Origin of the sequence: Rhizobium sp. EC-SD404 (assembly GCF_902498825.1) — a bacterium.
In the GTDB taxonomy this organism is placed as follows: Bacteria; Pseudomonadota; Alphaproteobacteria; order Rhizobiales; family Rhizobiaceae; genus Georhizobium.
The window spans coordinates 1911459-1926151 of record NZ_LR701459.1 but is presented as its reverse complement, the minus strand read 5'-3'; the positions used below and the strand labels follow the sequence as shown (position 1 = coordinate 1926151).

Sequence of the window (14693 nt, the reverse complement as noted above, 5' to 3'; positions counted from 1 at the left end):
CCTACGACCCACATGAAAAGACGAGCCCGCACTCGGGCTCGTCGATACTGAGCGCACCGCGCCCCTTTCCTTCCAGCAGGCAGCCGACGCAATCGGTCTTCAACGATCCAGTTGACGTTTTCGCAGCTTGCGCCATGGTAAGAGGGATCATGAGGGGAAGATTCTTCGTTCGAGTGCGATGACAAGCCATCCCGTCCAGTCTCCGCAATTCTTTCTCACGGCCCCCTCGCCTTGCCCTTATCTTGAAGGCCAGTTCGAGCGGAAGGTGTTCACGCACCTCGTCGGCGAAAAGGCAAGCGATCTCAACGACCTGCTGACGCAAGGCGGCTTCAGGCGTTCGCAGAACATTGCCTATCGCCCCGCTTGCGAGACGTGCCGCGCCTGCATCTCGGTCCGCATCTTGGTCGATCAGTTCCAGCCGTCGCGCTCCATGCGTCGCGTTCTCCAGCGCAACTCCGACCTCATCGCGATCGAATATCCGGCAGAACCGTCGAGCGAACAGTATTCGCTGTTTCGGGATTATCTCGACGCCCGGCATCGGAAGGGCGGCATGTCGGACATGACCGTGCTCGACTACGCCATGATGGTTGAAGACAGCCATGTCGAGACGAAGATCATCGAATACCGCATTGCCGACGCCGACAGCCGCATCACCGGCAAGTCAACCGGCCCACTCGTCGCCGTGGCGCTCTCGGACGTCATGGGCGACGGCATGTCGATGGTCTATTCCTTTTACGATCCCGAGCATCACGATCGCTCGCTCGGCAGTTTCATGATCCTCGACCACATCGCGCGGACGCGTCAGCGCGGCCAGCCGCATGTCTATCTCGGCTACTGGGTCGCCGGGTCGCGGAAGATGGATTACAAGACGAAGTTCCTGCCGCAGGAACATCTGGGCGCGCGCGGCTGGGAACCGTTTCGAGCTTAAGGCGCCGATCCCACCTCTTCCTGCACGATCTGTTTGCGGAAGACGAGGAACAGAACAGCAGCGATAACCGCAACGCCACCGCCGACGTAATGCGAAAGGCTGTAGCCGCCCCAGGTGACGAGCGTGCCGGCGACAACGTTGCTCAGCGATGCACCAACCCCCTGCACCGTCATCACCGCCGCCAAGCCGACATTGAAACGGCCGGTGCCGCTCATCAGGCGTTCCACCGCTACGGGCGTCAGGATTCCAAGCAATCCGGCGCCGATGCCGTCCAGCATCTGGATCGGATAGATCGCGGAAAAGTCGGAGAATGTCCCGGCGATGAACCCCCGCAGCGGCAAGGCGCAGAGCGCGACGATGAAGATCGGCGTCAATCCGAAACGACGAATGAGAAACGGCGTTGCCGCTGCGACAGCGACCATTGTCAATTGTGCGACGCCTGTGATGAGGGCCGTGGTTCTGAATGGCGTGCCAAGTTCGATTGCGAATTCCTGAGCGATCAGTCTGCTCATCGGCGCGTTGCCGAAATGGAATATGAGGAGAATGAGCGCGATCAGGATCAATCCGGGCGTGCTGATCAGCACTTTATAGCCAGACGGCCCTTCTTTTCCCTCGTCCTTCTTGGTCAATCCGCGTGCCACGTCGTGATCGATCCGGTTCGGGTCGATGAAGGCGATCGCCAGAATCGCTCCAATCGCGGTGGCGATCATCAGCCAGATGACGCCGTTTTCGCCGAACGCCGAAACGATGACGAAGACCGCAAAAAGGGAAGCGAAATTGCCGAGGTGGTTCCAGAATTCGTTGCGCGATACCTGGCGCGGGAAGAGCCGCTCACCCACCAGTCCCAGCGTAAGACCCATCAGGGCCGGCCCGATGATCGCGCCCACCACCGCCGTGCCGACCTGGCCGACCCAGACGACCGCTGGCTGCGGGAAGATCAGCGTCACCAGAGCGGCTGCGGTGACGAGCAGTACGGGACCGACGATCAGCGCCCGCTTGTACTTCGAACCGTCGACCACGGCACCAAAGAGAGGCGTCACCAGCAAGCCGATGATTCCGCCGACCGTTGCAATGAAACCGAGAGCCAATGGCGACCAGCCGTTGGTCGCCAGGAAGGCGTCGAGAAACGGCCCAAGGCCGTCGCGCGCGTCTGCCAGAAAGAAATTGAGGATGGCCAGCGCAAACAATGTACGGTCCGGTAGACCGCGCGCAGCTACAGCCGGCGACACCACTGCCATCGAGACATCCTCGGTTTTGCGAGATCGAGCGCTTCTGAAAGCGCTCAGGGGCTATTTGTGAAGGCGACGTAAGCCCGGTGGGGTCAAGTAGAGAATCCGGGTACCTCCGGATCTCTGCTTTCTCTACAGGCCGCTAATAAATGATGTGACGATATAAAGGTTCCGCGCTGGTCTGCGAGATCGACGTATCCAGTCTGATTGGGATCAGCCCGTGAATTTGCCGCTGCGCGGAAAGCCCTTCGGCGCGATGCGGCCGGCTTGGGCGCGATCACCGAGCCATTCCGTCAGTTCGTCGCGGTTGCGGGCGAAGGATCGGCCCGCTGAATCAGCCCAAGTCAGTCCCTTGGCCATGTCAAAGCACTTGAGATCGGCGATGCCGCCATCCTTGTAGCGCTGGAGCCGCACGCCCTTGCCGCGGCTCATCTCAGGAATCTGGGTCAGTGGGAAGACGAGCAGCTTCCGGTTTTCGCCGATCACCGCAACGCTGTCGCCCGAAACCGGAACGACCATCCGCGTCTCGTCCGGCAGCTTGACGATCATCACCTGCTTGCCCTTGCGGGTATTCGCAACCAGCTCGCTTTCGGCGACGATGAAGCCGTTTCCTTCGCCCGAGACGATGATCATCTTGCAGGCGGGATCGTAGACGAAGGCCGTGACGATATCCTGGTCGTTCTCCATCTCGACCATGATGCGCAGCGGTTCGCCGTGCCCGCGTCCGCCCGGCAATTTGTCGGCGCCCAGCGTGAATGCCTTGCCGCCGGTGGTGACGAGGATGATCTTGTCGGTCGTCTGGGCCGGAAAAGCCGTCTTCAGCTTGTCGCCATCCTTGAACGTGAGGCTCGAGAGATCGGACATGTGGCCCTTGAGCGCGCGAATCCATCCCTTCTCGGAGATGACGACCGTGATCGGCTCCTTCTCGATCATCGCCTGCTGAATGGCTTCCAGATCGGTCTCGGGCGCATCGGCGAACTGCGTGCGGCGGCGGCCGAGCTTGGTGTCCTTGCCGAAGGTCTTCTTGACCTCCTTCACCTGCCAGGACACCGCCTGCCACTGCTTGACGTCGGACGAGAGCAGGCCTTCGATCTTGGTCTTCTCTTCGGTGAGCTCATCGAACTCGCGCCTGATTTCCATCTCTTCCAGGCGCCGCAAATGCCGGAGGCGCATGTTGAGGATGGATTCGGCCTGAAGATCGGTGAGCGTGAAGGTCGCGATCAGCACCTCTTTCGGCTCGTCCTCCTCGCGGATGATGCGGATCACCTCGTCGAGATTGAGATAGGCGATCAGCAAGCCGCCGAGGATCTCCAGCCGGCGCTCGATCGCAGCAAGGCGATGGCGCGAGCGCCGCTGCAGCACATCCTTGCGGTGCTCCAGCCACTCCCACAGCACTTCGTTTAGCGCCATGACCTTGGGCACGCGCCCCATGCTCAGAACGTTCATGTTGAGCGGGATGCGGCTTTCCAGGTCGGTGACGCGGAAGAGCGATTCCATCAGAAGCTGCGGATCGACCGTGCGGCTCTTGGGGATCAGGACCAGGCGGACATCTTCGGCGGATTCGTCGCGCACGTCGTCGAGCAGCGGCAATTTGCGGGCGTTCAAAAGCTCGGCGATCTTTTCGATCAGCCGTGCCTTCTGCACCATGTACGGGATTTCCGTGACGACGATCTGATAGCCGCCACGGCCGGTATCCTCGGTCTCCCAGCGCGCCCGCACGCGGAAGCCGCCGCGGCCGGTGCGGTAGGATTCGAGGATCGAGCCCCGGCTTTCCACCATGACGCCTCCGGTCGGCAAGTCGGGTCCCGGAATGAACTCCATCAAGTCCTCGACCGACGCATCGGGATGATCGATCAGATGGAGTGCGGCGTCGCAAAGCTCGGCGGCGTTGTGCGGCGGGATCGAGGTCGCCATGCCCACGGCAATGCCGGTTGAGCCATTGGCGAGCAGGTTCGGGAACGCGCCGGGCAGAACGGTCGGCTCGCTGTTTTCCTCGTCATAGGTGGTGCGAAAATCGACGGCATCCTCGTCGATGCCTTCGAGGATGAGCTCGGCGGCGGCCGTCATCTTCGATTCGGTGTAGCGCATGGCTGCGGCGTTATCGCCGTCGATATTGCCGAAATTGCCCTGGCCGTTGACGAGCGGGTAGCGGACGGCGAAATCCTGCGCGAGGCGCACCAGCGCATCGTAGATCGACTGGTCGCCATGGGGATGGAAGTTACCCATCACCTCGCCGACGATCTTCGCGCATTTGCGGAAGGAGCCAGCCGAGCGCAGACCCATCTCGCTCATGGCATAGATGATGCGGCGGTGAACGGGCTTCAGCCCGTCGCGAACGTCCGGCAATGCCCGATGCATGATCGTGGAGAGCGCATAGGCGAGGTAGCGCTCTTCGAGCGCCTTCTTCAGATCGATCGGTTCGATCTCGTCCGGGGATCGCGGCGGTCCAAGGTCCTTACCCATGCGTCGGGCTTATCCCCTGGGGTGTCGAGCGTAAAGAGGCGGAGCCTTCCCGAGGCTTGCGCCGCTGGACTTGTCCACACGCATGTCTTCTGGACCCCTGCCTTCATCAGGACAATAATCCGACCATGATGGACAGAACACGAATCTCCCGCATGGCGGCAGCAAGAGAAACATACGCATGGCCTCGAAAATGCCCGTGACTTCGCTTGCAATCATGGTCGCCTGCGGCTGCGTGGTTCTTTCCGACGGTGCTCTCGCCCAAGATGGCGTGGCCGACGCCCTGCTCGACCGCATGCTCGATTCCGTGGCGATCGAGGATGGCACGTTCAGCTACGAACGCGTGGATCTCGACGGCAAGAGACTGACCTTTTCCGAAGTGCTGGTGACGCCCGAGGGTGGCCAGCCGGTACCCATCGACACGGTGATCTTCGACGGCGTCTCGCGCAGCGCCGCGGGCGATTTCAATGTGGCTCAGATCCTCATACCGACGCTCGAAGTCAGCCAGACCGGCGGTCGGGTCACCATCGAGGACATCATGGTGAGCGGTGTCGACCTGTTCGCAGATGCCGGCCGGCAAACTTCCTACGACCAGGCGATGACCGGACCGGTGAACCTCGTCATGGATGGCGTGACCGTCTTTTCAGCCGTGTCGACGTCACTTGAGGTTACCCCATCGGGCGGCGGCGCGATCGAGACCTCGGTAGAGGCGAGCGGGATCGAGATCCCCGCGGAGATGGCGGGCCACCCGTCGGCCGTCTCCGCCATCAAGGCCATGGGCTACGATATGCTCACGGGCTCCATGCACCTCACGAGCAACTGGAACGAGACGACCGGCGCGCTCGCCGTTCCCGATCTCAGCCTGATGCTGGACGAGATGGGCATCCTGACCTTCAGCTTCGAGATGGAGGCACTCGACACCGCCCCCTGGGCAATGATGCGAGGCGGAGAGACCGTCAAGAGCGAGGCGCAGGCGCGTGCAGCGCTTGCGGAAGCGATGGGGTCCGCGGTGCTCTCCAACGGATCGATCCGCTTTCTCGATACGGGCCTCACAGGCCGCATTCTCGCCTACACCGGAAGCACACAGGGCTTGAACGCAGCGGAAATGACCAGCGTCTCGCGCATGATGCTGCCCCTTGCTGTGGCACGGCTCGGCCATCCACGTCTGCAAGCCGAAATTCTCGAGGTCGCGAACGCCTTCCTGATCGAGCCGGACACGTTCGAGATCAAGGCAGCTCCAGACCAGCCCGTGCCCGTCATGCAGATCGCAGCCGCCGCGATGATGTTCCCGCAGGCCCTTCCCGATCTGCTCAATCTCAGCGTATCGAATTTCGATCTGAACGCACCCGTTCCGACCAGATAGTCACGCAGCGCGAGATGATCACGCGTGCGCCCCGTTCGAGATCGGCGGCGCTCAGCGGCGTTTCGCCGTCGAGCGCGTCTTCCGGCAGCGGCGGCACGTGGATGAAGCCGATCATGTCTGCCTGCAACCCGTCGCAGGTTCCCGACCGGGCGAGCGCGAAAGCCATGTTGCAGAGATAGCCTCCGGCATCGTCGGACCATTCGACCGGCAGGCCTGTGGCGTGAAGATCGTCGCCAATGGCGTCCAGGGGCAGGGTCGAAGGCCAGCTTTCCGGCCCATCGCAAATGCGCTCGCCTGCCGGCAGGCGGCCTTGATTGTCCGGTCGCGCGTGTTTCAGGCTGTTGCGGGCGACTCTCTCCAGCCGAAAGCCGATCGCGCGCCGGGCAAGGCCGAACTGAACGACGATGTCGGGCCGAAACGCCCGGCCGATCGCGGACAGTCTGTCGCCGAGACCCGCATATTCCACCGACAGGATTTCCGCTCTGAAGGCTTCAATGCCCTCGGCGGGCGGATCTCCGGCCAAGAGGTTGACCAGCGCCTCGGTCGGATTGACCGGGGCGCCGGGAAAGACGGAAAAGCCCGTGACGAGCACGCGGGGCAACGGTGTTGCGCCCTCGCCCGCCATCGGGATCAGTCGTCCTTCTTCGGGATCACGCGCAGTCCGAGATCGACGAGTTGCTTGTTCTCGGCGGGCGCCGGAGCGCCCATCAGAAGGTCCTGCGCCTGCTGGTTCATCGGGAACAGCGCGATTTCGCGCAGGTTGCGCGCACCGCAGACGAGCATGACGATACGGTCGACGCCGGCTGCCATGCCGCCATGCGGCGGAGCGCCGTACTGGAACGCCCGGTAAAGCCCGCCAAACCGCTCCTCGACATCGCTCTGCGACAGACCGACCATTTCGAACGCCTTGACCATCAGGTCAGGCTTATGGTTGCGCAGGCCGCCCGAGACGATCTCGAACCCGTTGCAGACCAAATCGTACTGATAGGCCTTGATGCCGAGCGGGTCGGAGCCTTCCAGCGCTTCCATGCCGCCTTGCGGCATGGAGAACGGATTGTGGGCGAAGTCGATCTTCTTCTCGTCCTCGTTCCACTCGTAGAAGGGGAAGTCGACGATCCAGCAAAGCTCGAAGCGCTCACGATCGATGAGGTTGAGTTCCTCACCGGCGCGATCGCGGGCAGCGCCCGCAAACTTGTAGAACTTCTTCGGATCACCGGCAGCGAAGAAGCAGGCATCGCCGGGCTCGAGGCCGAGCTGCTGGCGAATGGCTTCGGTGCGCTCTTCGCCGATGTTCTTGGCGATCGGGCCGGCGCCTTCGATCTTGCCGCCTTCCTCACGCCAGAAGATGTAGCCGAGGCCCGGCTGGCCTTCGCCCTGCGCCCAGGAATTCATGCGGTCGCAGAAAGCGCGCGAGCCGCCGGTCTTGGCGGGGATCGCCCAGACTTCGGCCTTGTCGCTTCCGGCGAGGATGTTGGCGAACACCTTGAAGCCCGATCCGCGGAAATGCTCGGACACGTCCTGCATCTCGATCGGGTTGCGCAGGTCCGGCTTGTCCGAACCATAGGTCCGAATGGACTCGTCGTAAGGAATACGCCGGAAGCTCGGCGTAACCGGCTTGCCCTCCGCGAATTCCTCGAAGATGCCGCGCAGGACCGGCTCCATCGTGCCGAGGATCTCGTCCTGCTCGACGAAGCTCATTTCGAGGTCGAGCTGGTAGAATTCGCCATAGAAGCGATCGGCGCGCGGATCCTCGTCGCGGAAGCACGGCGCGATCTGGAAATAGCGGTCGAAGCCCGACACCATCAGGAGTTGCTTGTAGATCTGGGGCGCCTGCGGCAGCGCATAGAACTCGCCCTGGTGCAGACGAGACGGCACGAGGAAGTCACGCGCGCCTTCCGGCGAGGACGCAGTCAGGATCGGCGTCTGGAATTCGGTGAAGCCGATTTCGTTCATGCGGCGGCGCATCGCAGCGATGACCCTCGTGCGGGTCATGATGTTCTTGTGCAGCGTTTCGCGGCGCAGATCGATGAACCGGTACTTCAGGCGAACGTCTTCCGGATATTCGGGTTCGCCGAAGACCGGCAGCGGCAGTTCCTTGGACGCGGACAGCACTTCGATCTCGGTCGCGTAGATTTCGATCTCGCCTGTCGGCATCTTGGCGTTCACGGTTTCCTGCGTGCGCGCCTTGACCCTGCCGTCGATGCGGATGACCCATTCGCCGCGGACCTTCTCGGCATCCTTGAACGCAGGGGAATCAGGATCGGCGACGACTTGCGTGATGCCATAATGGTCGCGCAAATCGATAAAGAGCACGCCGCCATGGTCGCGCACACGGTGGACCCAGCCCGAGAGGCGGACGGTTTCGTCCACATTGGCCTTGCGGAGGGCGGCGCAGGTATGGCTGCGATAACGGTGCATCAATTGATCCCGGAATTCTTGCTTGAACATGGTTCGGGAGCGCTGGTGCGGCCACGTCCGAATGGCGGCCGCCGCCCCTGAAATTCGCGCCGGACAAGCGCATGGCGAGGCCGCTTTGTCAAGGATTGGCGCGGGTAAGCACTTGGGTTGCGGCGAGCCGTTTGCAATAGCGCACCCCTCTTATATAGAGCATTCATGGATATCATTACATCGACCGACGCCCTTGCGGCTGCCTGCGACAGGCTCTCCACTTCCGAGTTCGTGACGATCGACACGGAGTTTCTTCGCGAGACGACATTCTGGCCGCAGCTCTGCCTGGTCCAGATGGCATCGCCGGACTTGGCCGTGATCGTCGACCCGCTGGCGGCCGGCATAGACCTCAGCCCGTTCTTCAAGCTGATGGCCGATACCAAGATCACCAAGGTCTTTCACGCGGCGCGTCAGGATATCGAGATCATCTTCCATCTGGGCGATCTCATTCCCCATCCGATCTTCGACACACAGATCGCGGCGATGGTGTGCGGGTTCGGCGATTCGATTTCCTACGACCAGTTGGTGGCGCGCATCACCGGCGGACACATCGACAAGACGTCGCGCTTCACAGACTGGAGCCGCCGGCCGCTTTCGGAAACGCAACTTGAATATGCGCTGGCCGATGTCACCCATCTGCGCGACGTCTATCTACACCTCAAGACCGAACTGGAGCGCGAAGGCCGCACCCATTGGCTCAAGGAAGAGATGGACGTTCTCGAATCGCGCGAGACCTACGATCTCCATCCCGACGACGCCTGGAAGAGACTGCGCATGCGGGTAAAGAAGCCTCGCGAGCTCGCGATTCTTCAGACCGTCGCCGCTTGGCGCGAGCGCGAGGCGCGCGCCCGCGACGTGCCCCGTGGTCGGGTCCTGAAGGACGACGCCATCTATGAGATCGCGCAGCAGGCGCCGAAGGACAACGAAGCATTGTCGCGGCTGCGCACCATCCAGCGCGGCTGGGAGCGATCGCAGGCGGGCCAGGCGGTGATAGCAGCGGTCAACGAAGCGCTGGCGATCCCCAAGGAAGATATGCCACGCCTGGAGCGCTCTCGCTCTTCTCCGGAAGGAGCAGGGGCAGCGACCGAGTTGCTCAAGGTGCTCCTGAAGCTCATCACGGAGCGCGAGGGCGTCGCGCCCAAGATTATCGCGAATGCCGACGATCTGGAGCAAATCGCGACCAATGGCGAGGGTGCGGACGTGCCGGCGCTGCACGGCTGGCGGCGCGAAATGTTCGGCGATAAGGCATTGGCTCTGATCGATGGGCGCCTGGCGCTGCGTTTCAATGAGAAGCGCGTGGATACGCTCGACATCGGCTAGAGGCGCATTGGCGTGAGCGATCTCGCGACCACCATCCATAACGAGCGCACGAAGCTGACCGCGACGTGGTTGAATGGTGTTGCAATCGCGCTGATGGCAGTCGGCGGCTTCGCCCCGACGATTTCCTACTTCGCAGCAACAGTGTCGACGCCATCACCCGGATGGCTGACGGCCACCGGCGCAGCTTGTTTTCTCTTTAGCACCGTCCTACATTTCATGGAACGTAAGGTATTGGGAAGGCTGAGATCGTGACCGGTCTTGAACTGTATATCGCATTCGGCGTTCCGGCGATGTTTCTTGCCGGTGGCATCATCGTCTTTTTCTTGACGGCCCTCAGCGACCGCAAGACGAACTGATTCACCCTGCGTTTTTCTGCCTTCAGTGACAGAACCGGAAGCTTAGATCGCGTCCGGTGAGCTTGGCGAGCTGTTGCAGGCGCCCTTCCAGCCGTTCCCCTTCGAAACGCGCCATGTCTGCCGGCACCACGAAGACGAGCGCGTTCTCCCCGTCCCCCTTCTCCACTGACAGCCGTCGAACCGCGCCGGGCATCGATGCGGAAAAAAGATAGAGGACTCGCAGCAGGCCGCCCAGCAGTTTGGCGTATTCGAGCAACCTGGGCGTCGCGATCGCTGCCAGAGGACTCGTCGCTCCGTCGTCGTTCAATCCCTCGAAGCGGTAATAATTGGCGAGCGCTATGTAGGCGCGTCCGGCATGGGTGATGCCGGTGAAGGAGCCATGGGCGATGATATTCAGTGCCTGCAGGCCGCGGTAATCGGGATGGGCACGCCAGGATATGTCGGCCATGAGGCACGCCGCCTGCCGGTAACGGCTTTCCTCCGGCGTTTCTTCTACACCGAACACCGAGAAGATTTCGCCGGTCCAGTCGGCGAGCTCGCGGGCATGTTCGGGTGAGCGCGCGCGCAGGACGGCCAGTTCGTGGGCAGCGGTCAACAACGGGTCTCGCGCCCGCTCTTCCTCGCTCAGCAGCGAGAAGAGATAACCTTCCCGTACGCCCAGTGCCGAGAAGCAGACCGTCTTCGGCTTCATGCGCGCGATGGTCTCTTTCAGCGTCACGGCGCCGTAGGGCAGAAGCGCCCGGCGGCTTTTCGAGACCACGCGCATCGCATCGTCCTTGGCGAGCTTACCGGAAATGATCGAGTCCAAAAACGCCATCGCCGCGTCGTAGGGGATCTCGTAATTCTGCATCATATGCAGAGGATATCCGGTTGCCTCCATGTGGAGACGGGCGATGTTTCGCCACGTGCCACCCACGCAATAGAAGGTGCGGTCGCGGCCGGCTGTCAGCATTTCCGCCTTGGCTATCTGCTGCTTTGCAATCGCGGCTGCTTCCGTCAGATCGCTATGGGCGGTGTCGGCAAGCCGCAAGCCACCGAGTGGCAAGGTCAGGCCGCGGCTTATTTTGCCGCCGAGGATATCGACGAGTTCCAGCGACCCGCCACCCAGATCGCCGGCGATGCCGTCTGGTGCATGAAAGCCGGAAATGATCCCGTAAGCGGAAAAGAGTGCTTCTTCTTCGCCTGTCAGGATGCGAATGGCGGTGCCCAGCGTCGCCTCGGCACGCTTGACGAATTCCGGGCCATTTTCGGCTTCACGCGCGGCCGCAGTCGCCAGAACATGCATGCGCGTGGCGCGGGCCTGATCGGACAATGCGCGAAAGCGGCGCAAGGCGTGAATCGCCCGCTCCACGCCGGCTTCGTCCATGCGTCCGGTTTCGGCCAGGCCTCGCCCGAGGCCGCAAAGCACCTTTTCGTTGAACAGGACGGCCGGCGAACGGCTCAATCCCTCATAAACCACCAGACGCACTGAGTTCGATCCGATATCGATGACGGATATCGGATGGATGCCGGGCAAACGGCCACGCGCTTCGGATTCGACCATGAATGACGCTAGCTTCTGCTTTTCTTGCCGGAAATCCAACCGGCTATCAGCTTCGGGGCGCTGGAGTTCAGGGCTTCTCCTCGGCCGGAAAGGCTGGGATTCGTCATGAAATAGACCTGCGCATTGAAAGGCTCTTCGCCGGGACGCGCCTCCTGACGTCTGGACGTCCCATCCTCCAATATCTGGTAGCTCTGCTGGTTATCAATAAGGTTGCCGAGCATAATTTGTGACAGGACCTGTTCATGCACGGTCTTGTTTGTCAAAGGCACCAGCGTCTCGACGCGCCGATCGAGATTGCGCGGCATCATGTCGGCCGATCCGATGTAGACGAGCGCGCGTTCCGACGGGAGGCCGTCGCCATTGCCGAAGCAGAAGATGCGGCTGTGTTCCAGGAAGCGCCCGATGATGGATTTCACGCGGATGCGTTCCGACAGTCCCGGGACGCCCGGGCGAAGGCAGCAGATGCCGCGGATGACGAGATCGACTTCGACGCCCGTCTGGCTCGCGCGATAAAGCGCATCGATGATATCCGGATCCACGAGCGCATTCATCTTCATCCAGATCGCAGCCGGCCTTCCGGCACTTGCGTGGGCGATCTCGCCCTCGATGTGATCCAGGATGCGCTGGCGCAGCGTCAGCGGCGAGACCGCAAGCTTCATATCGCCTTCCGGTTCGCCATAACCGGTGATGAAATTGAAGACGTTCGCGACATCCTTGGCGATCGCCGGGTTGCAGGTGAAGAAGGACAGGTCCGTATAAATCTTCGCAGTGACCGGGTGGTAGTTGCCCGTGCCGAGATGGCAGTAGCTGACCAGCCCCTTTTCCTCACGGCGCACGACCAGCGACATCTTGGCGTGCGTCTTCAGCTCGATAAAGCCAAAGACCACTTGAACGCCGGCGCGTTCAAGGTCGCGGGCCCAGCGAATGTTCGCCTCTTCATCAAAACGCGCCTTCAGTTCGACAAGCGCGGTCACCGACTTGCCGGCATCGGCCGCATCGATCAGGGCACGCACGATCGGGCTGTCGTTCGAGGTGCGGTAGAGCGTCTGCTTGATGGCGAGAACGTTCGGGTCGCGGGCCGCCTGGAACAGGAACTGGGCGACAACGTCGAACGATTCGTAAGGATGATGGATGACCAGATCCTTTTCGCGGATCGCCGCGAGGCAATCCCCGGCATGATCGCGCACGCGCTCCGGGAAGCGCGCATTGTAAGGCTCGAAGCGCAGGTCGTCGCGCGGCGCCTTGACGATCTCCGAGATCGTGTTGAGCGCGAGGAAGCCCGGCAGGAGGGCGACCCGGTTGTCCGGTACGTTCAGCTCATCGATGACGAACTGGCGCAGGGACCGCGGCATGTCGCTGTCGAACTCGATGCGGATGACCGAGCCGCGACGACGGCGCTTCAGCGCGCTTTCGAAGAGGCGGACGAGATCTTCGGCCTCTTCCTCCACTTCGATATCGCTGTCGCGGATGATGCGGAACGTGCCGGATCCCCGCACCTCGTAACCAGGAAACAGCCGCCCGATGAAGAGGCCGATGACATCCTCCATGGTGATGTAGCGAATGCGCGTGCCCTGATCCGGCAGCCGAATGAATCGGTCGAGCGCCGTCGGAATGCGCAAGAGCGCCGTCATGGGATCTCGGCCGGTCTTGCTGACCAGTTGCAAACCGATCGAGAAGCCGAGATTGGGAATGAACGGAAAGGGGTGCGCCGGGTCGATCGAGAGCGGTGTCAGAACCGGGAAGATCGAACGCAGGAACTCGTCTTCAAGCCAGGGCTTGTCATCCGGCTCAAGCCGATCCGGGCGAACGATATGGATGTCTTCCTTCGCCAGATAGCTCTGCAGATCAGCCAGCGAGGCCTGCTGCTCCATCTGCAGTTTGCCGACCTCCGTGAGGATCATGTCGAGTTGTTCGGCGGGCGTCAGGCCATCCGGCGAACGGGTCGAAATACCTTCTCGGACCTGACCTTCGAGGCCGGCCACGCGCACCATGAAGAACTCGTCCAGATTGGCGGCTGAAATCGACAGGAAACGAACGCGCTCCAGAAGCGGATGGGCGAGATTTCTGGTCTCCAGCAGGACGCGGCGGTTGAACTGGAGCCAGGAGAACTCGCGGTTGACGAACCGGCTGGGGCTTTCGAGCAGCGCGGCATCCAGGCTGTTCGCCGAACCGGTCTCGCGTTCGCGCTTCGGAGCCTGCACGGCGAGTGGCTCTGCCAATGCGGCGGTGTCCTGTTTGTCGGTCATGCAAATCAACTTTCTTCGGTTCCGGCCTCTCCGGAGCACCTAAAGCAAATTTAGCGAAGAAAGCATGACAGTGCCATTCGGCCAATGGCTCACGTGGCGCGGTCGTCCTGGTATCGTGCCAGGGCCTCACTGGCGAGGCCCGTCGTCAGGCGCACCCGGCGCGACAGCGCGACCCTGTCCATCTCCGCGACGAGCCACGAGGCAGCATCGAAGGAGCGCTCCATGCGCGCAACGAGGTAATCGACGACCTTGTGGTCGATCGCGATCTGCCGGTCGGCGAACAGTTTGACGATCACCTGGGCGAGCAGCCCATCGTCGGGCCCGCCGATCTCAACGACCGTTGCGGCCTTCAGCCGCGATATCAGATCGGGCAGCGCAATCGGCCATGCCGCCGGCCAGAGCCGGCTGGTCATCATCAGGAAGCCTCCCGCGGATCGCACCTCGTTGATCAGGTGGAAGAGTGCCGTCTCGTCGATCGCTTTCCGGTCCACGTCTTCGAGGATGACTGGGTGCGTTCGTGCGGTTTCGAGGGCTCGCGATGCGCCATCGGCCAGATCGAGTACGGACGCACCGGCTCGCTCGCGCCAGATTTCCGCCAGATGCGTCTTTCCGGCCCCCGCAGGGCCACAGACAATGACGACGGGCGACGGCCAGTCCGGCCAGCGATCGATGAGCGCTATGGCGGCGCTGAGCGGATCGGAAACAATCAGGTCCTCGCGCCCACGCGCTGCGGCGTGGCCGAGTTCAAGCGGCAACTGCTCGGCGCGCCCGCTATGGAGACTGTTCCATCTCGCCATGGC

The 14693-nt window shown here is 62.1% G+C and carries 11 protein-coding genes; 4 read left to right on the top strand and 7 right to left on the bottom strand.

The features are described from left to right. Positions 1–178 precede the first annotated feature (178 nt). Positions 179–928: an arginyltransferase gene (locus tag GC125_RS09985; protein WP_151985537.1), complete on the top strand. Its 750-nt coding sequence runs from the start codon at positions 179–181 to the stop codon at positions 926–928. Here the strand turns inward: GC125_RS09985 and GC125_RS09980 are convergent. Continuing rightward, complete coding sequence (locus GC125_RS09980) at positions 925–2166, bottom strand: MFS transporter (protein ID WP_151985536.1); 1242 nt, start codon at positions 2164–2166, stop codon at positions 925–927. The two genes, GC125_RS09985 and GC125_RS09980, sit on opposite strands and share 4 nt — an antisense overlap. Positions 2167–2370: 204 nt before the next feature. Further along, the gene (gene parC, locus GC125_RS09975) at positions 2371–4620 is read right to left on the bottom strand and encodes a DNA topoisomerase IV subunit A (protein ID WP_151985535.1); all 2250 of its coding nucleotides are present in this window, start codon (positions 4618–4620) and stop codon (positions 2371–2373) included. A 178-nt stretch (positions 4621–4798) separates the two neighbouring features. Between parC and GC125_RS09970 the strand changes: the two genes are divergently transcribed. Further along, entirely contained in the window at positions 4799–5980 is a 1182-nt protein-coding gene (locus GC125_RS09970; RefSeq protein ID WP_151985534.1) for an aq_1923 C-terminal domain, read from the top strand. On the opposite strand, the gene GC125_RS09965 is transcribed toward GC125_RS09970, so the two are convergent. Further along, on the bottom strand, positions 5934–6605 hold the full coding sequence (locus tag GC125_RS09965) for a pyroglutamyl-peptidase I (RefSeq protein ID WP_151985533.1): 672 nt from the start codon (positions 6603–6605) through the stop codon (positions 5934–5936). The genes GC125_RS09970 and GC125_RS09965 overlap by 47 nt on opposite strands. Before the next feature lie 5 nt (positions 6606–6610). Continuing rightward, positions 6611–8398, bottom strand: coding sequence for an aspartate--tRNA ligase (gene aspS, locus GC125_RS09960; RefSeq protein ID WP_151985532.1), 1788 nt, complete (start codon positions 8396–8398; stop codon positions 6611–6613). Between the two features lie 195 nt (positions 8399–8593). Between aspS and rnd the strand changes: the two genes are divergently transcribed. Continuing rightward, positions 8594–9748, top strand: a complete 1155-nt coding sequence (gene rnd / locus GC125_RS09955; RefSeq protein ID WP_502706048.1) for a ribonuclease D — start codon at positions 8594–8596, stop codon at positions 9746–9748. A 12-nt stretch (positions 9749–9760) separates the two neighbouring features. Beyond that, positions 9761–10000, top strand: coding sequence for an amino acid transporter (locus GC125_RS09950; RefSeq protein ID WP_151985531.1), 240 nt, complete (start codon positions 9761–9763; stop codon positions 9998–10000). Between the two features lie 126 nt (positions 10001–10126). Here GC125_RS09950 and ppx read toward each other — a convergent pair whose 3' ends face one another. The 3 genes from ppx to hdaA form a co-directional block, all read right to left on the bottom strand. Then, positions 10127–11647, bottom strand: a complete 1521-nt coding sequence (gene ppx / locus GC125_RS09945) for an exopolyphosphatase (RefSeq protein WP_151985530.1) — start codon at positions 11645–11647, stop codon at positions 10127–10129. An 8-nt stretch (positions 11648–11655) separates the two neighbouring features. Beyond that, on the bottom strand, positions 11656–13893 hold the full coding sequence (locus tag GC125_RS09940; RefSeq protein ID WP_151985529.1) for an RNA degradosome polyphosphate kinase: 2238 nt from the start codon (positions 13891–13893) through the stop codon (positions 11656–11658). 89 nt (positions 13894–13982) lie between these two features. After that, the gene (gene hdaA, locus GC125_RS09935) at positions 13983–14690 is read right to left on the bottom strand and encodes a DnaA regulatory inactivator HdaA (protein ID WP_151985528.1); all 708 of its coding nucleotides are present in this window, start codon (positions 14688–14690) and stop codon (positions 13983–13985) included. Positions 14691–14693 lie beyond the last annotated feature (3 nt).

Coding starts and splice junctions, on each gene's coding strand:
- rnd (WP_502706048.1), top strand. CDS start 8,594: ATGGATATCATTACATCGACCGACGCCCTTGCGGCTGCCTGCGACAGG.
- hdaA (WP_151985528.1), bottom strand. CDS start 14,690: ATGGCGAGATGGAACAGTCTCCATAGCGGGCGCGCCGAGCAGTTGCCG.
- GC125_RS09940 (WP_151985529.1), bottom strand. CDS start 13,893: ATGACCGACAAACAGGACACCGCCGCATTGGCAGAGCCACTCGCCGTG.
- GC125_RS09970 (WP_151985534.1), top strand. CDS start 4,799: ATGGCCTCGAAAATGCCCGTGACTTCGCTTGCAATCATGGTCGCCTGC.
- parC (WP_151985535.1), bottom strand. CDS start 4,620: ATGGGTAAGGACCTTGGACCGCCGCGATCCCCGGACGAGATCGAACCG.
- GC125_RS09980 (WP_151985536.1), bottom strand. CDS start 2,166: ATGGCAGTGGTGTCGCCGGCTGTAGCTGCGCGCGGTCTACCGGACCGT.
- GC125_RS09965 (WP_151985533.1), bottom strand. CDS start 6,605: ATGGCGGGCGAGGGCGCAACACCGTTGCCCCGCGTGCTCGTCACGGGC.
- ppx (WP_151985530.1), bottom strand. CDS start 11,647: ATGGTCGAATCCGAAGCGCGTGGCCGTTTGCCCGGCATCCATCCGATA.
- aspS (WP_151985532.1), bottom strand. CDS start 8,398: ATGCACCGTTATCGCAGCCATACCTGCGCCGCCCTCCGCAAGGCCAAT.
- GC125_RS09985 (WP_151985537.1), top strand. CDS start 179: ATGACAAGCCATCCCGTCCAGTCTCCGCAATTCTTTCTCACGGCCCCC.